Below are 16617 nucleotides of genomic sequence, written 5' to 3' on the forward strand. Positions count from 1 at the left end.
CTGAGACATAATGAATCCTCCAGTTTGTTTTTTATAACAGTATACTGGAGTAAGGAATGAGTGGATAGATACCTTGTTATTGGGCGGTTACTTTTCAAAGTTTCTGAAGCCAAAAGCATTGCGCTTTATGACCTTGATGAGATTGTTGGTAGCTTCCTGTTTAGCGTTTGAGAACGGCGGTTTTAGGCCATTGACAATCTTGTCCCTGTCCTTCAAAAATGTTGTAAAAACTGTCTGAAAGACAGGATTGACGCTGGAAATCGTCTCTTCAATCAGTCCAATAAACTGGTCATCTTGATTCTCTTGGAAGTGGAAGAGCAAGAGTTGATAGAGCTCGTAATGTTCCCGTAGTTCTTGAGAATAGCTAATTAGTTTAGCGACAATCTCCTGATTAGTTAAGTGCATGCGAAAGGTCGGACGATAGAAGCGCTTATCACTAAGTTTACGGCTATCTTGTTGTATCAATTTCCAGTAGCGTTTCAAGGCTCGGTATTCGTGCGATTTTCTGTCGAACTGATTCATAATTTGAATACGGACACGGTTCATAGCACGGCTGAGGTGTTGTACGATATGAAAGCGGTCAAGTACTATCTTGGCATTTGGGAGTGAAACAGTCTGGGAATAGACTGTTTCAGCCTAAGCTTAGAATTGACAAAGTGAAGGTGGTTGTTCTCCCAAAGTTTTGAGGGAGCCAAGTCGACAGCTGTCATTCTGAGTCTTTTAGAAACTGCTAAGCGACATGGACTAGATGCAGAGAAATATATGACCTATTTTCTAGAACACTTACCTAACGAGGAGACGCTCACAAAAAAAGAGGTGCTAGAGGCCTACTTGCCATGGGATAAAAAAATTAAGAGGGCATGTAAATAGAAAAAGCTTCCAGAGTCGACAGGACTTTGGTGCCTTTTTCAATATACTTTGTTATTGGGCGGTTACAGTTGACAAAGAGCCAAAAAAAGAGAGAACGAAGTTCGTCCTCTCTAGGTGTTAGCTTTTCGTCTACCCACTACAGTTGACAAAGAGCCATAATTGTTTTGCTAAATCACTTTACTTTCTTCTCTTTAAAAAAATAGTAGAAGCAAATACCGCTAAACCAGCAATCAAGATCGCAATTGATGAAGATGAACCAGTATTTGGAAGGATAGAGTTAGATTTCTTAGGTTTAGCTGAATCACCATTAGCATGTGTAACAGAAGTTGTAGTTTCTTCAGAAGCCGTAGTTTCTTCAGAAGTCGTCGTTTCTTCAGAAGTAGTTGTTTCTTCAGAAGTAGTTGTTTCTTCAGAAGTCGTCGTTTCTTCGGAAGTCGTTGTTTCTTCAGAAGTTGTTGTTTCTTCAGAAGTAGTTGTTTCTTCGGAAGTTGTCGTTTCTTCGGAAGTTGTTGTTTCTTCAGAAGTTGTCGTTTCTTCAGAAGTAGTTGTTTCTACAGAAGTTGTAGTTTCCTCATATAGAATTAAAAAATAGTCAGCCTGTTTTGAATCAGAATGCGATTTTATCAGCTATGTCAGGGACTGAGAAAAAATATTTTGAACAATTTGGTTTCAGTTCGATTGAGTTGGATAATCTTGAAAAAACTTCTGATGACATAAATGAATATCAGTACAAACGGATTGATAATTCTAAACCAGGAATTATTAAATTAAATTTAATTCCAAAAAGTAGCTTCAGTTATTATTTCTTGGCACCTCCAACTATTGGAGAATACCGAAATAAATTAACAATTCTACGGAATGGAAGTGGTTTTCCGACTCAGATTACCAATTCTCAAAAGAGTTTATGGGCACTCACTCACAATAGTGAAGGAAAAACTATCACACTTGAATTTAGATTTGATACTGATGACGTCAATTTAGATGGAGTTGGTCTTGTTCGGGCTAACAATAATGAGATTACAAATGTATTGCAAGCTAATCTATCTAACAATATTGAAGTCACGAAATGGTCCAATACCAATATTCAAGGAATGATACAGGTAGCAGAAAATCATGAAATAGTTCAAACTAGCATCCCCTACAATTCAGGTTGGTCAGCTTTTGTAGATGGAAAAGAAGTAACAATAAAGAAATCACTTGGTAGTTTGGTTTCATTTCCGATAACACCAGGTGAACACGAGATTGAATTACGTTACCAACCTAATGGAATGTTACTTGGTTCGGCAATTTCGCTTTTATCACTAATTTCTTTGTACTACATTCAAATTAGAATCAAGAATAAGTCACTTTAAATCTAATAGAAATAAATTGCATCCGAATAGTATAATTTGTGAAAAAATAATTAAAAGATAAAGTTAATTTGATAAATTTTATAAGAAAAATCCATGAATTAGATTTTCATGGATTTTATTTTATCTTCAGTTGGGGTGACGCGGAGGGTTTTCTGACCTCGGTAGGTCACAAAACCTGGTTTGCCACCTGTTGGCTTATGGAGTTTTTTGGCTTCAATCATATCGACTTGGACCAGATTGGAATGTCTGGCCTTAGAGAAGTAGGCTGCTAATTCAGCTGCGTCTGTCTTGACCTCGTCACTTGGGTCCAAGTTGTCTGTGATAACCACATGACTGCCTGGAATGTCTTTGGCATGGAACCAGAGTTCGCCTTTTTTGGCCATTTTGAAGGTCAACTCATCATTTTGCAGGTTATTTTTCCCAACCAGAATAATAGTCTTCCCGTCCGTCGCCAAGTAACGCTCGGGCTTCTGACGCTTATGGATTTTCTCACGGTGGCGGCGTTTGAGATAGCCTGTTTCAATCAATTCCTCACGGATTTCATCGATTTCTGCCAGACTAGCCTGTCCCAGCATGGTGTCAACGGACTCCAGATAGACAATGGTTGCCTTGGTCTCCTCAATCAAGCTGGTCAAGTGCTTGACCGCCTCCTTGAGTTTCTGGTACTTCTTGAAGTAGCGCTGGGCATTTTGGCTAGGAGTCAAAGCCACATCCAACTCAATCTCCAGTTCCTGGCCCGTATAGTAGTTGTCTAACCGCACACTCGATTGGTCATTTGGCACTTGATGCAGATAGGTGGTCAGGAGCTCGCCCTTTTGTCGCACCAACTCCGCCGTTTCCGTATCCGCCAATTCCTGCTCCTGCTTGACCAACTTTTTGCGATTCTTCTCCAGCTCACTGGCCACCCGCTTGATCAGCTCATTGGCCTGCTGGGCCACCCGGTCCCGCTCCGCCTTGTCCTGATAGTAGAAGTCCAGCAGACTGCTCAGGCTCTCAAAGTGTGGCTGGTTTTCAGGGCTATTGGCAAATGGCAGAGCAGCATAGGATTTGTCTGTCAGGCTAGGCTGAGTTGCCTGGTCAAAAAAGGCACGGAAGTTCTTGAGGCGGTCTGTCTGCAAGCGACTGGCTAGTTCAGAAGCCGTATCCCGCCCCAAACCTTGAAAGGTCTGTTGGAGATTTTTCGGACTCAGTTCCTGAGTCGATAAGATTTCAAACAATTTCTCGTCAGACACCATATAAGGATTGAGAGAATGCGTTTCTGGGGGAAGAATGTAGGTAGAACCAGGCAAGATGGTTCGGTAGGAATTTTGCGAGAAACCAACGTGCTTGATAGCCTCGATAATCTTTTGTTCAGACTTATCCACCAAGATGATATTGCTGTGCTTGCCCATGATTTCCACCATCAAGGTTGCTTGGATATGGTCGCCAATCTCGTCCTTATTGGACACCGAAAATTCTAATATACGGTCATTGTCCAGTTGGCGAATCTCCTCGATAATGGCACCCTGCAAGTATTTCCGTAGAATCATGGTAAAGGTATTGGGCACCTTGGGATTGGTAAAGTCCGACTGGGTCAGCTGAACCCGCCCGAAGACTGAATGGGCGGACAGGAGTAATTTATGGCTCTGACGGTTGCTGCGGATGTTGAGGACAATCTCCTGTTCAAAGGGCTGGTTGATTTTCTGAATCCGCCCCCCTTCTAAATTGGCCTTTAACTCAGCCGTCATGTGATGTAAAAAAAATCCGTCAAAAGACATGGTTTTCCTCTTTCTAATAGCTATAACTCAGTCTAGTATATCATATTTTGATGTTTTTGATGAGACAGGTAGTCCCTACTAACATAAAAAGTTTTCAGAAAATTTAATCAAAAGTATTGACAAAGACTGATGGATGCCGTATAATCGTCTGTAATCAGAAGAAGTAGTAAAGCAGAAGTCTTAAGGGAGCCCATGGTGCTGAGAATGGGTGGCGGAGTTTTATGAAATGGGCTGATGTGGATTGTTTATGACGAGAGCTAACGAAGGTTTCAGCCAAAACAGTCACGCAAATGAACTTAAAACAATGATAGTTCGGTCCGCACACCTTACAGTGCAACTCCTTGTTAGAGGAGATGAGATATGGGAAGATTCTAGACAATTCCCATAAGTGAGGTGGCACCGTGTCATTGACGCCCTCGCAGGAAGTTTTTTCCTGCGGGGGCTTTTTCCTTTAGTCATTCAGTTTATCTTTTATTACGTCGTTAACTCGCTTTGCCGTACTTTAGTACTGCCTGCAGCTCGTTGCCTAGTACTAAAAGCAAACTGAAAGACTATTATCTAAACGAGGTAATCATGATGAAACGATGGCGATGGTGGAATAAAATTTTGATGACGTAGAGATTGGAAATTGTGTTTTTTAAAAGGAGAATGAATATGTTGAAAAATAAAAACTTACTAGCTACAATTGTTGCCCTTACTGTTATGGTAGTTGCTGCTTTATTTATGACACAAAAAGAGCAGAGCAATTCAACTACATCAACGGAGAAAGTTAAAATTGGGGTTCTTCAGTTTGTAACCCATGATTCACTAGATGAGATTTACAAGGGAATCAAGGCTGGACTGGAAGAGGGGGGCTATTCAACGACGGATAATTTGGACATTGATTTTATGAATGCTGAGGCAGACCAGTCTCAAGTTCAGACCATGAGTAAAAAATTGGTGGACAATGGCAATGAGCTCTTGATCGGTATCGCGACACCAGCTGCACAAGGTTTAGCAAACGCAACGACTGAATTGCCTATTATCATGGGAGCTGTGACTGATCCAGTCGGAGCCAACTTGGTCAAAGACTTGAAAAATCCTGGAGGGAATATCACTGGTGTGTCTGACCAGACACCAGTTGCAGACGCTGTTTCCCTCATCAAAGAAATCACACCAGACGCTAAAACAATCGGTGTGCTCTACTCTTCTAACGAAGACAATTCAAAAATTCAAGTAGCAGAGTTTAAGGCGGCAGCAGAAGAAGCAGGCTATACTGTCCTTGAATACGCAGTTGCTTCAAGCAATGAGTTGGCATCCACAGTAGAAGTTGCGACTAGCAAGACAGATGTTCTTTTCACGCCAGTTGATAACACAGTCGCATCAGCATTTTCAACAGTCGTTTCTGTGGCAAATAAGACCAAAACTCCGATTTTCACCAGTGTAGAAGACATGGTAGAAGGCGGAGGTATCGCATCTGTTACCCTTAGCCAATATGACTTGGGTGTGGCAACAGGTAAAATGGCTGCGAAAATCTTAGACGGTGCAAATCCTGGGGATACACCAGTCCAAATTTTCAATGAAGGTACTGTCGTAGTCAACCAGAAAGTCGCAAAAGAATTAGGTATTAACTTGTCCGAGGACATTATCAATAAGGCAAGCAAGGTTATCGAATAAAACAAAGGAAAGTTATGATAGTATCAACAGTTTCACAGGCTCTTTTATGGGCTGTACTAGGAATGGGAATATTCGTTACCTTTCGGATTTTGAATTTCCCGGATATGACGACAGAGGGCTCTTTTCCGCTTGGAGGAGCAGTTGCAGTGACCTTATTGACACAGGGAGTTCATCCTGTCTTGGCAACGCTGGCAGCCGTTTTGGCAGGCTGTTTGGCAGGCTTGGTCACAGGCTTGCTCTATACCAAAGGGAAAATCCCTACACTTTTAGCTGGTATTCTGGTCATGTCTTCCTGTCACTCCATTATTCTCTTTATCATGGGTCGGGCAAATCTGGGCTTGTTAAATACCAGTCGCTTGCAGGACTTGCTTCCTTTTTCCGAGCAAGTGAATGGTCTTTTGCTTGGTTTGGGAAGTGTTGCCCTAGTCATTAGTGCCTTGATGTTCTTCCTCTATACTCGCCTGGGTCAGGCCTTTATCGCGACGGGGGACAATCCAGATATGGCTCGCAGTTTTGGTATCAATACCAGCAGAATGGAGCTGCTTGGGTTGATTCTTTCTAATGGGATTATTGCTCTTGCGGGTGCCTTGATTGCTCAACAAGAAGGTTATGCGGATGTATCCCGTGGTATCGGGGTCATCGTAGTTGGGATGGCTAGCTTGATTATCGGTGAGGTCTTGTATGGAAATTTGACCATGTTGGAACGGTTCTTGGCCATTGCAGTGGGTGCCATCTTCTATCAGTTCTTGATTTTGGTGGTTATTTCCCTCGGTATCAATACCAGCTATCTCCGTATCTTCTCAGCCATGATTTTGGCAGTTTGCCTCATGGTTCCTGAGTTGAAAAATAAAGTCTTGAAAGGAGCCAGCCTGTCACGATGAAAGCAATTGTTGAATTAAAAAATGCCACCAAGGTGGTGACCAACGGTTTTGATGAAGAGCGCGTGATTTTGGACAATGTCAATTTGACCATCTACCAAGGGGATTTTATTACTATTTTAGGTGGAAACGGTGCTGGCAAATCAACCCTCTTCAATGTCATCGCAGGCACCCTGCCCTTGACAAGTGGTTCGGTCCACATACTTGGTGAGGATGTGACCAACTGGCCTGCTGAAAAACGGGCCAAGTATCTAGCTCGTGTCTTCCAAGATCCTAAAATGGGAACTGCTCCGCGGATGACAGTGGCAGAAAACATGCTCATTGCCAAGTATCGTGGTGAGGGACGGGGCTTAGTGCCGCGAAGATTGGTCCAAGAAAGGGAAGAATTTGCCCAGCTCTTGCCGAGAGTGGGAAATGGTTTGGAAAAGCATTTGGACACACCAGCAGGGCTTTTATCAGGTGGGCAAAGACAGGCCTTGAGTTTGTTAATGGCTAGCTTGAAGCAACCAGAGCTATTGCTCTTGGACGAGCATACTGCCGCTCTCGACCCTAAAACTAGCCAATCCTTGATGCAATTGACAGATGAATTGATTGCGACCAAGGGAATGACGGCCCTTATGGTCACTCACCAGATGGAAGATGCTCTTCGCCATGGCAATCGCTTGATTGTCATGAAAAATGGTCAGATTATCCAAGACCAAACGGCTGAAGAGAAGTCCCAGATGAAGCTGGAAGATTATTATAAGTTGTTTGACTAAAGTCTGGAGAAATCCAGGCTTTTCTTATCCTTTGAATTCTTGGTTGAAAAGAAGTATAATATATTGAATATGTCAAAGGGTGGCCTTATGGATAAATTGGTTTTTGAAAGCTTAGGGGACTTGGGAATGGCCTACACTATTGTAGAACATCCACCAGCTCGGACAACTGAGGAAGCAGACCGTTACATTGAAGGCTTAGAAGGAGTACGGACCAAGTCCTTGTTTCTGACTAATAAGAAAAAGACTGCATTTTATTTACTGATCATGGATGACCAGAAGCAGTTGGATATGGACCAGTTTCGTGATTTGGTGGGAGCCAACCGCATTCGGATGGCCTCGAGTGATAGCTTGATGGAAAAAATGCACTTGCCTGCGGGTGCGGTATCTGTTTTTGGCTTGTTACATAATGTTGATAAGGATATTCAAGTCTTTTTTGATAAAGAAATCCTTTCTGACCCCATTCTAACCTTCCACCCCAATGTTAATACGAAAACAATTTTTGTAAAGACAGAAGATGTTTTGCGTTTTGTAGAAGAGATTGGCTTTTCAGCAACGATTGTTGACTTGGGGTAACAAAGATGAGAAAATGTTTAGCTATTTGTAGTCTGTTGTGTTGTCTTTTTTTGGTAGGATGTCGGACAGGAGCAGCTTATCAGGCAAAGATTGAGCCGATGGAAGCATCGGAATTATACTCGGAAAAAGAAATTCAGGATGCTGTAGTTGTCGTTCAAGATTACTTTGATAAGCATTTTAAGAGTTGCCAATTATTGACCATTGGATATGGTGGCGATGATGAAAAGTTATTTGATGACTGGGCTGAAAACTATGGTGCAGAGGAGGCTATAGTGTTAACCTCTTCTTTCAAGGTAGCCGCTGAAGGGGCAGAACCAACCTTGGAACCAAATAGTATTCATCGGGATTGGAAATGGATTTTAGTGCGGAATGTTGGTGGAAAGTGGGAACATAGGGGGCACGGCTACTGATTTTAGGAGAGAACTCTGTTGAATTTCAGCAGAGTTTTTTGTAAATTTTCTTGAAAAATTGTATAATAGAAGCGATAGCTAAAATATAGTCTTTTAGTTTACTTTTAGTACTCGCTCCAACTATCTGGTGGATAGTTGGAGGTTGGAAATAGAGCGAACAAAGTTCGCATCAACAGCCGCAGGCATAACTCAATGCTTTCTTGTTTCTAGGTGACCAGCTGATGTACTTCGCTTTTTTGTTTTCAGGCTCAGGTACGAATAGTCCACCGGACTATTCGTATCCCCCAGATTACTTGCACAGTTAATGGACTGTGCAAGGTGGGAGATAAAACTTGCGGAGCAAGTCGTTTTTGCAAAATTAGGCAAGGCGAGTTCAAACACTCCGGTAGAGTGTTTGAAGTTGGAAATAGGGAGTGGGAAGGAACTCGACTAGTTAAAAAAGAGTTCGTCTTCCCACCCCCGCACAGTTGATTAGGTCAGATTTGGAGTGTAAAACACGAACAAATCTGCCAATCAACCACTGCGCTGAGATGTTGACACTAACTCTAAGAAGTGGCGCTGGGCTTGAGCTCAGCCTCTCTTACGTCGAAGTAATAAAAGTCAACTAAATGACGATAAATAGCAGACTGTAATTCGACTTGGGTTTCCCAAGGACCGTTGGTAAGAAAAATAAACTGGACACCTGTGGGATGTCCAAAAAGGAGAAAAAATGAGTAGCATAAAAATCATGGCTCTCGGTGGTGTACGTGAAAACGGAAAAAACCTCTATATTGCTGAAGTCAATGAACAGATTTTTGTCTTGGATGCGGGTGCTAAGTATCCAGAAAATGAGCAGTTGGGTGTTGATGTAGTTGTTCCCAACTTTGATTATTTGGAAGAAAACAAGCACCGTGTAGCTGGAGTCTTTTTGACACATGGACACGCTGATTCGATTGGAGCTTTGCCTTACCTATTGGAAAAAGTGAAAGTTCCTGTTTTTGGCTCACACTTGACCATTGAATTGGCAAAATTGATAGTCAAGAATAATAATTCAACCAAGAAGTTTAATGATTTCCATATCATCAATGCCGAGACGGAGATTGACTTTGGAGATTCAGTCGTTTCCTTCTTTAAAACGACTCACTCTATTCCTGAGAGTTTAGGAATTGTTGTCAAGACAGACCAGGGAAACATCGTTTATACAGGTGACTTTAAATTTGATCAAGCTGCTGATAAATTCTATCGTACAGACTTTGGTCGTTTGGCTGAAATTGGTTCAGAAGGTGTATTGGCTCTCTTATCTGATTCTGCCAATGCAGATAGCAATGTTCAGTCAGCAAGTATGCATGAAGCAGGCGAAGAAATTCTCAATACCATTGCAGACTGCGAAGGTCGTGTGATTGTAGCTGCTGTGGCAAGTAACATTGTTCGTATCCAGCAAATCTTTGATGCGGCAGAAGCGACAGGTCGTCGTGTTGTTTTGACTGGTCATGATGTGGAAAATATTGTCCGTACCGCTATCCAATTGAAAAAACTTCGTTTGGTCAGCGAGCGACTTTTGGTCAAGCCAAAGGATATGGGTAAATATGAAGACCATGAATTGCTGATTTTGGAAACAGGTCGTATGGGCGAGCCGTTAAATGGATTGCGTAAAATGTCTATCGGTAGACATCGCTACGTTGAAATCAAAGAAGGTGATCTAGTTTATATTGTTACCACTCCAAGTATTTCAAAAGAAGCGGTTGTTGCTCGTGTGGAGAATTTGATTTACAAGGCTGGTGGAACGGTCAAATCCATTACTAAAAACCTGCGTGTATCTGGTCATGGTAATGCGCGTGATTTGCAGCTCATGCTTAATATCCTCCGTCCTAAGTACCTCTTCCCGGTTCAAGGGGAGTATCGTCAGCTAGATGCCCATGCCAAGGCTGCGCTGGAAATCGGCATGTTCCCAGAGAATATTATTATCGTCAAGCGTGGGGATGTCATGGCTTATGAAGATGGGGATTTTGTCCATAGCGGAGCGGTTCCTGCTGGTGATGTCATGATTGACGGAAATGCCATGGGAGATGTTGGAAATATTGTCCTTCGTGACCGTAAAATCCTCTCAGAAGATGGTATCTTTATTGTGGCGATCACAGTCAACCGCCGTGAGAAGAAAATCATTTCCAAGGCCAAGGTCAATACACGTGGATTTGTCTATGTCAAGAAGAGCAAGGATATCTTGCGTGAGGCATCAGATTTGGTTAATGCAACGGTGGAAAATTACTTCACCAAGGATAGTTTTGACTGGACAGAACTCAAGAGTGCTGTTCGCGATGACTTAGCTAAATTCCTCTTTGACCAAACCAAACGTCGCCCAGCCATTTTGCCGGTGATTATGGAAGTGAAATAGAGTTTTATAAATGCAAAGAGCCCAGGGCAACCCAGGCTCTTTCTAACTAATAAGGAGAAAATTTATGGCAATCATGAAAATTGAATACCATTCAGAAGTTTTGGATATGTCCAGACAGGTAACGGTTTTATATCCCGACCGAAATCGTGTTGACAATCCTGACGATACAGATATTCCCGTGCTGTATCTCTTGCACGGGATGGGAGGAAATCAGGATTCCTGGCTCAATCGGTCGACTATTGAACGCTTGGTCCGTTATACTAATCTGATTGTTGTTATGGTCAATACAGACAAGGGGTGGTACACCAATACCACCTATGGTATGAATTATTATGATGCCATAGCGATTGAGTTGCCTCAAATCCTCAAGCGATTTTTCCCCAATATGTCTGACAAGCGGGAGAAGAATTTCATTGCTGGCTTGTCTATGGGGGGCTATGGGACTTTCAAGATTGCCATGATGACCAATCGCTTTTCTTACGCCGCCTCACTTTCAGGAGCCTTACAGGTTGATTTTACCAGTCCATCTGCTTTGGAATTAGGTAGTCCTGACTATTGGAAGGGGGTTTTTGGAGATTTCAATGACCTAGAAAATCCAAATCTACTGACTAATATTTCTAGATTTTCGGACAAGAAAACCAAGTTTTATGCCTGGTGTGGTGAGGAAGATTTTCTCTTTGAAGGGCATCAGAAGGCAGTCGGGGAGTTAAAGGAACTGGGGTTTGATATAGAGGCAAGTTTCGGACCTGGTAAACATGAGTGGTACTACTGGAACCAACAGATTGAAAAGGTCTTGGATTGGCTACCCATTGATTTCAAATTAGAAGAAAGATTGTCCTAGAATTTAAGAAAAATTTCAGAAAATAAGACTATACTGAAATCTATTTCTAGAGTGAGGTATAGTGTATGAAATTTTTTGCTTCAATTTTTAAATTTATCTGGCGAACAGTTTGGAGCTTGGTTTGGCTCTCAATGGTTTTAATGGCATGTGGTTTGGGGATGTTGTTCTATTTTCAACAGGAAGCTGCGCCTCAGATGCTACAAACTTTGGCTCAGGAAGTACAATTGATGGTTAAAGGTCAATCCGAGGTCAGTATTGAAGAGGGTGTTGATACCATTAAACACCTGACTACTGATACGGTTAATACAGCTGACCATGGACGTTGGGAAACCAATACTGCGACTGTCTATATTGAAACCCAAAATCCAACATTTAGGACTGCCTATGAAACGGCTATTGCCAATTGGAATGCGACCGGTGCCTTTACCTTAGTCCTTACCACAGATCCAAATCAGGCGGATATTATTGCTACTGAGATGAATGATGGCAATACTCAGGCGGCAGGTGAGGCCAATTCAACGACCAATTTATTGACCAATTATTATAGCTCGGTGACAGTTCGCTTGAATAGTTATTATCTGCTGAATGAAGAGTATGGTTATGATATGGATAGGATTATCCATACAGCTGAGCATGAATTGGGCCATGCCATTGGTTTGGATCATGATGATAGTCAGGCTTCTGTTATGGAATCGGCCGGTTCTAATCATGGCATTCAGCAGGCAGATATTGATGCCGTAGTGGCCTTGTATTCAGAATAGAAGGGAAAATATGTTTCGAACAATTACAAACACAATAAAACGTTATCCTGAGCAAGCTCTGCTCTTTCTCTATAATGCTGGGATTTTTGCATGGATGCAGTCTACCAGTCATTCGATTATGGAACAAATCGGTATAGATAGCAACTGGTTTGATAAAATCCCCGAACCTATCAAGGCCTGGACAGGGGCGAGCTTGGAGAGTATGCAGACCTTACTCAATTCTTCGGCTTGGGGCTGGCTGATTGTGTCCATGATTTTGATGATGCTTATCCGATTTATCAAAGGTGTGATTAAGTTTGTCATTATGCTGATTATTATCGGCGGCGGTCTTTATCTACTTTGGCAGAATAAGGAATTGCTTAGTGGTTTGGTCTAAATATTTTTTGAGAAGGACAGTGGCTGAAAAGTCGCTGTTTTTTGCTGAAATCAGAAAAAGGATTCCGCACTGTTACCCTAAATTATGGTACAATATTTTTATGATTATTCTAAGCGGAAACAAGATTGAACGCTCATTTGCGGGCGAAGTTTTATTTAACAATATCAACATTCAAGTCGATGAACGGGATCGGATTGCCCTTGTCGGAAAAAATGGGGCAGGCAAGTCTACTCTGCTTAAAATCCTTGTCGGAGAAGAAGCAGCGACCAGCGGTGACATTTCAACCAAGCGTGATTTGTCCCTTTCTTACCTGGCACAGGACAGCCGTTTTGAGTCGGAAAATACAATTTATGATGAAATGCTCCATGTCTTTGACGACTTGCGGATGACGGAGAAACGCCTGCGGTCTATGGAAGAGCAGATGGGTAGTCTATCTGGTAGTGAACTCGACCAGCTCATGAAGACTTATGATAGTCTGTCGGAGGAATTTCGTCTGGCAGGTGGCTTTAACTATGAGGCGGATATCCGTGCTATTTTGAATGGTTTTAAGTTTGACCAGACCATGTGGGACATGAAAATCTCCGAACTCTCAGGCGGTCAGAATACTCGACTTGCTCTTGCGAAGATGCTTCTTGAAAGCCCAGAGTTATTGGTCCTGGACGAGCCGACCAACCACCTAGACATTGAAACCATTGCTTGGTTGGAAAACTACCTCGTGCATTACAAGGGAGCCTTGATTATTGTCAGCCACGACCGGTATTTCTTGGACAAGGTGGCGACCATAACGCTGGACTTGACCAAGCATTCCTTGGACCGTTATGTGGGTAATTATTCTCAGTTTGTTGAGCTCAAAGAGCAGAAGTTGCAAACGGAATTGCAAAACTATGAAAAGCAACAGAAGGAAATTGCCAAGTTAGAAGACTTTGTCCAGAAAAATATCGTCCGTGCTTCGACCACCAAGCGTGCTCAGGCTAGACGCAAGCAGTTGGAAAAGATGGATCGATTGGACAAGCCATCAACTGGTCAGAAGTCAGCTAATATGACCTTCCAGTCGGATAAGACTTCTGGCAATATCGTCTTGACAGTGGAAAATGCTGCGGTGGGTTACGATGGAGATATCCTTTCTCAGCCCATTTCTATTGACCAACGGAAACTCGATGCCATTGCCATTGTCGGCCCGAATGGAATCGGAAAAACAACCCTGCTCAAATCAATCATCGGAGCTCTGCCATTTATCAAAGGGGAAGCCAAGCTAGGAGCCAACGTGGAAGTGGGCTACTACGACCAGACCCAGTCGGCCCTGACGCCTTCCAACACGGTCTTGGAGGAGCTCTGGTCCGCCTTTCCGACCACGCCTGAAGTGGAGATCCGCAACCGCCTTGGAGCCTTTCTCTTCTCGGGTGACGATGTCAAAAAGTCCGTTTCCATGCTATCGGGTGGGGAAAAGGCCCGCCTGCTCCTCGCTAAGCTGTCCATGGAAAACAATAACTTCCTCATTCTTGACGAGCCGACCAACCACCTGGACATCGACAGCAAGGAAGTGCTGGAAAATGCCCTCATCGACTTTGACGGCACTCTGCTTTTTGTCAGCCACGACCGCTATTTCATCAACCGCGTCGCCACCAAGGTGCTCGAAATCTCGGAAACTGGCTCCACGCTCTACTTGGGCGACTATGACTATTATTTGGAGAAAAAGGCAGAGCAGGAAGCAGAAGCCCAGCCTGACCAGCTAGAAAGTACTAGCCAATCAGCCGGAGCCATGGACTACCAAGCTCAAAAGGAAAACCAAAAAGAGCAACGCAAACTAGCCCGCCGCATCGAGCAAATCGAGGAAGAAATTGACAGTATCGAAAACCGTCTGAGCGAGCTCAACCAAGCCATGCTAGAAACAAACGATATCGGCCAGTTGACCGATTACCAAAAAGAAATCGACCAACTGACCAGCCAGCAAGAAAGCCTTATGGAAGAATGGGAAGAATTATCTGAGCAATTAGGTTAGGTTGACAGCAAGTTGACAAGAGGTTCAAACCTTTGATAGAACAGGATTGCAAGCCAGTCTTGCGGAGTTAGCAAGACCACCTTTCGCTAAAAAAGTCCAGAGCAAGCCAGTCTTTCTTGGCAAACATTGACCGACAGGCTAAGATAAGTTTAGGACCTGCTAGACAGGATCCCGAGAGGAGAAAAAATGAACTTTGGACAGCAAATCAAAGACTTACGAAAAAAGGAAGGCTTAACTCAAGAGCAGTTTGCCCTCAAACTCAATGTGACCAGGCAGGCCGTTTCCAACTGGGAAAATGACAAAAACCTGCCCGACTTGGAACTTTTGATTCTCATGTCCTCTGTCTTTTCGATCTCCTTAGATCAACTTATCTTAGGAGGAACTGACATGAACAACATGACAGAAAAACTTGTCAAAGACGGTCGCGAAGGCCGCCGTACCCAGATGCACCTGACAATTACCCTTATTGGAACCTTTCTGATGGTATTGGGCCTATTCTGCTTTTTCGTTAAAGCTAATTCCGTTGAATACATTGATGCTGAAGGCATTCTACATGAGAACTTTTACCTGATTCCAATTGGCTTCCTCTTCCTATTAGTAGGAGGCATGACCAGTTTGATTTCAGCTATCACCTATCTTCGCTTTAGAAAAGAACACAAATAAGATGACCAAACACCAACGTTTTGCTAATAGCGACCAATTTTTCGCCTGTCCACATTGTGGGCAGGGTCTTGGTCTTGACCAGAGCAGTCTTCGCTGCCCCAACCGCCACACCTTCGACATTGCCAAGCAGGGCTACGTCAACCTGGCACCCCAGGTCAAGCAGTCGGCCAATTACCACAAGTCTAGCTTTGAAAACCGCCAGGCCTTTTTAGAGGCAGGCTATTACAATCATCTCTATGAGGCTTTGGAGGGGAAAATAGCAGAGCTGGGGTTATGTTCTGTCCTAGACATCGGTTGTGGGGAGGGCTTTTATTCCCGCAAATTAGCCGAGAAAATGGACTTGGACATACTTGCTTTTGATATTTCCAAGGATTCCATTCTCCTAGCAGCCAAATCTGACAGTACCAAGTCGGTCAAATGGTTTGTCGGTGACTTGACCAAGTTACCCATTCAAGACAAGACCATTGACGGTATCTTGGACATCTTCTCCCCAGCCAATTATCAGGAGTTTGACAGAGTGCTGAAAGCTGGCGGGGCTATTCTCAAGCTGGTCCCAGGCCCCAATCACCTCAAGGAGCTCCGCCATTTAGCCAAAGATCAACTCCGCAAGGAATCCTATGATAACCAGGATATTGTGGACCATTTCAAGTCTTACCTGGGGCAGGTGGAGCAAGTGCTAGTCAGTCGAACCATGCCAATTACAGCCGCCCATGCTCAAGTCTTGGCAGACATGACGCCTCTCTTTTTCCAAGTGGACCAGTCCAAGTTGGATTTGAGCCAGTTGACCGAGATTACGGTTGAGGGAGTGCTCCTGGTTGGAACCATATAAAAATGAAACCGCCTCTGATTTCAGAAGCGGTTTATTATGATGTCTTTCAAAAGGTACTTTGATCCCCCTCAAAAAAACTAAAGTATTGAAAGGTAAAGAGTTCGATAACAAAAAATAGGATATTCAATTTTGCAAAACATGTAAAAACGTTTCCAAAAAACTAAACAAAAAGCGCAAAAAAAAAAAGCAAATTCAAAAACTATTTCAAACATTTTTTAGGAAAAATTGAAAACGAAATCAAGGTTATTCGGTGAATATATTGATTCAACAACATTGACAAAATATGATGTAGTCGTGTATAATGGAAAGATTATCGAATTTAAAAACATTAGTTAGTTTATATATTAACGCAATAAGTTGCTCGCTGTGTTTTTGGTTTTAAAAGTAATATAATAGGAGAAAAATATATGTTCAGAAAAAACAGGGACAATATTACCGAAGTATCTCGAAAAAGTCGTGTAAAAATGCATAAATCCGGTAAGCACTGGGTGAGGACAGTCATGTCGCAAATCGGTTTGATGCG

Annotated in this window: 16 protein-coding genes and 2 pseudogenes; 15 read left to right on the top strand and 3 right to left on the bottom strand. The window is 42.9% G+C overall.

Features of this window, described 5'->3' with window-relative positions; genetic code table 11:
• Positions 1-93 precede the first annotated feature (93 nt).
• Positions 94-603 (bottom strand): annotated as a pseudogene (locus RFK25_RS09650) (transposase); the annotation flags it as partial.
• Positions 604-663: 60 nt separating this feature from the next.
• On the opposite strand from RFK25_RS09650, the pseudogene RFK25_RS09655 reads away from it, so the two are divergent.
• Positions 664-870, top strand: a pseudogene (locus RFK25_RS09655) (transposase domain-containing protein); the annotation flags it as partial.
• A 177-nt stretch (positions 871-1047) separates the two neighbouring features.
• On the opposite strand, the gene RFK25_RS11775 reads toward RFK25_RS09655, so the two are convergent.
• Entirely contained in the window at positions 1048-1497 is a 450-nt protein-coding gene (locus tag RFK25_RS11775; protein ID WP_443035557.1) for an LPXTG cell wall anchor domain-containing protein, read from the bottom strand.
• On the opposite strand from RFK25_RS11775, the gene RFK25_RS09665 reads away from it, so the two are divergent.
• On the top strand, positions 1473-2222 hold the full coding sequence (locus RFK25_RS09665) for a YfhO family protein (RefSeq protein WP_332413201.1): 750 nt from the start codon (positions 1473-1475) through the stop codon (positions 2220-2222). The two genes, RFK25_RS11775 and RFK25_RS09665, sit on opposite strands and share 25 nt — an antisense overlap.
• 98 nt (positions 2223-2320) lie before the next feature.
• Here the strand turns inward: RFK25_RS09665 and RFK25_RS09670 are convergent, their stop codons facing one another.
• Entirely contained in the window at positions 2321-3979 is a 1659-nt protein-coding gene (locus tag RFK25_RS09670) for an Rqc2 family fibronectin-binding protein (RefSeq protein WP_332413202.1), read from the bottom strand.
• A 654-nt stretch (positions 3980-4633) separates the two neighbouring features.
• Between RFK25_RS09670 and trpX the strand changes: the two genes are divergently transcribed.
• The 13 genes from trpX to RFK25_RS09735 all read left to right on the top strand — a co-directional run.
• On the top strand, positions 4634-5635 hold the full coding sequence (trpX, locus tag RFK25_RS09675; RefSeq protein ID WP_332413203.1) for a tryptophan ABC transporter substrate-binding protein: 1002 nt from the start codon (positions 4634-4636) through the stop codon (positions 5633-5635).
• A 14-nt stretch (positions 5636-5649) separates the two neighbouring features.
• Positions 5650-6516: an ABC transporter permease gene (locus tag RFK25_RS09680; protein ID WP_332413204.1), complete on the top strand. Its 867-nt coding sequence runs from the start codon at positions 5650-5652 to the stop codon at positions 6514-6516.
• Positions 6513-7271 carry an ABC transporter ATP-binding protein gene (locus RFK25_RS09685; protein ID WP_172084255.1) on the top strand — a complete coding sequence of 253 codons (759 nt, stop codon included), beginning with the start codon at positions 6513-6515 and terminating at the stop codon, positions 7269-7271. The genes RFK25_RS09680 and RFK25_RS09685 overlap by 4 nt, the downstream gene beginning before the upstream one ends.
• Before the next feature lie 87 nt (positions 7272-7358).
• Positions 7359-7844, top strand: coding sequence for a prolyl-tRNA synthetase associated domain-containing protein (locus RFK25_RS09690; protein WP_332413206.1), 486 nt, complete (start codon positions 7359-7361; stop codon positions 7842-7844).
• Between the two features lie 98 nt (positions 7845-7942).
• Positions 7943-8254 carry a hypothetical protein gene (locus tag RFK25_RS09695; RefSeq protein WP_332413208.1) on the top strand — a complete coding sequence of 104 codons (312 nt, stop codon included), beginning with the start codon at positions 7943-7945 and terminating at the stop codon, positions 8252-8254.
• Positions 8255-8963: 709 nt separating this feature from the next.
• Positions 8964-10625, top strand: coding sequence for a ribonuclease J (locus RFK25_RS09700; protein WP_332413210.1), 1662 nt, complete (start codon positions 8964-8966; stop codon positions 10623-10625).
• Positions 10626-10689: 64 nt separating this feature from the next.
• Positions 10690-11466, top strand: coding sequence for an alpha/beta hydrolase (locus RFK25_RS09705; protein ID WP_332413211.1), 777 nt, complete (start codon positions 10690-10692; stop codon positions 11464-11466).
• Between the two features lie 65 nt (positions 11467-11531).
• A complete protein-coding gene (locus RFK25_RS09710) occupies positions 11532-12227 on the top strand; it encodes a M57 family metalloprotease (RefSeq protein ID WP_332413212.1) in 696 nt (231 codons plus the stop codon).
• A gap of 10 nt (positions 12228-12237) precedes the next feature.
• Positions 12238-12603: a hypothetical protein gene (locus tag RFK25_RS09715; protein WP_332413214.1), complete on the top strand. Its 366-nt coding sequence runs from the start codon at positions 12238-12240 to the stop codon at positions 12601-12603.
• Positions 12604-12703: 100 nt separating this feature from the next.
• Positions 12704-14602, top strand: a complete 1899-nt coding sequence (locus RFK25_RS09720) for an ABC-F family ATP-binding cassette domain-containing protein (protein WP_332413216.1) — start codon at positions 12704-12706, stop codon at positions 14600-14602.
• A gap of 186 nt (positions 14603-14788) precedes the next feature.
• Positions 14789-15265 carry a DUF3955 domain-containing protein gene (locus tag RFK25_RS09725; protein WP_332413217.1) on the top strand — a complete coding sequence of 159 codons (477 nt, stop codon included), beginning with the start codon at positions 14789-14791 and terminating at the stop codon, positions 15263-15265.
• Between the two features lies 1 nt (position 15266).
• Positions 15267-16094, top strand: coding sequence for a putative RNA methyltransferase (locus RFK25_RS09730; RefSeq protein WP_332413218.1), 828 nt, complete (start codon positions 15267-15269; stop codon positions 16092-16094).
• A gap of 407 nt (positions 16095-16501) precedes the next feature.
• Positions 16502-16617: KxYKxGKxW signal peptide domain-containing protein (locus tag RFK25_RS09735; RefSeq protein ID WP_332413220.1), on the top strand; the 116-nt coding region annotated here is incomplete at its 3' end.

Origin of the sequence: Streptococcus sp. SS-4456 (assembly GCF_036680365.1) — a bacterium.
Taxonomy (GTDB): Bacteria; Bacillota; Bacilli; order Lactobacillales; family Streptococcaceae; genus Streptococcus.

Excerpts from the sequence above, each read along its gene's own strand:
- RFK25_RS09705 (WP_332413211.1), top strand. The coding sequence starts at position 10,690 with ATGGCAATCATGAAAATTGAATACCATTCAGAAGTTTTGGATATGTCC.
- RFK25_RS09695 (WP_332413208.1), top strand. The coding sequence starts at position 7,943 with ATGGAAGCATCGGAATTATACTCGGAAAAAGAAATTCAGGATGCTGTA.
- RFK25_RS09715 (WP_332413214.1), top strand. The coding sequence starts at position 12,238 with ATGTTTCGAACAATTACAAACACAATAAAACGTTATCCTGAGCAAGCT.
- RFK25_RS09670 (WP_332413202.1), bottom strand. The coding sequence starts at position 3,979 with ATGTCTTTTGACGGATTTTTTTTACATCACATGACGGCTGAGTTAAAG.
- RFK25_RS09680 (WP_332413204.1), top strand. The coding sequence starts at position 5,650 with ATGATAGTATCAACAGTTTCACAGGCTCTTTTATGGGCTGTACTAGGA.
- RFK25_RS09725 (WP_332413217.1), top strand. The coding sequence starts at position 14,789 with ATGAACTTTGGACAGCAAATCAAAGACTTACGAAAAAAGGAAGGCTTA.
- RFK25_RS09690 (WP_332413206.1), top strand. The coding sequence starts at position 7,359 with ATGGATAAATTGGTTTTTGAAAGCTTAGGGGACTTGGGAATGGCCTAC.
- trpX (WP_332413203.1), top strand. The coding sequence starts at position 4,634 with ATGTTGAAAAATAAAAACTTACTAGCTACAATTGTTGCCCTTACTGTT.
- RFK25_RS09700 (WP_332413210.1), top strand. The coding sequence starts at position 8,964 with ATGAGTAGCATAAAAATCATGGCTCTCGGTGGTGTACGTGAAAACGGA.
- RFK25_RS09710 (WP_332413212.1), top strand. The coding sequence starts at position 11,532 with ATGAAATTTTTTGCTTCAATTTTTAAATTTATCTGGCGAACAGTTTGG.
- RFK25_RS09685 (WP_172084255.1), top strand. The coding sequence starts at position 6,513 with ATGAAAGCAATTGTTGAATTAAAAAATGCCACCAAGGTGGTGACCAAC.
- RFK25_RS09720 (WP_332413216.1), top strand. The coding sequence starts at position 12,704 with ATGATTATTCTAAGCGGAAACAAGATTGAACGCTCATTTGCGGGCGAA.
- RFK25_RS09730 (WP_332413218.1), top strand. The coding sequence starts at position 15,267 with ATGACCAAACACCAACGTTTTGCTAATAGCGACCAATTTTTCGCCTGT.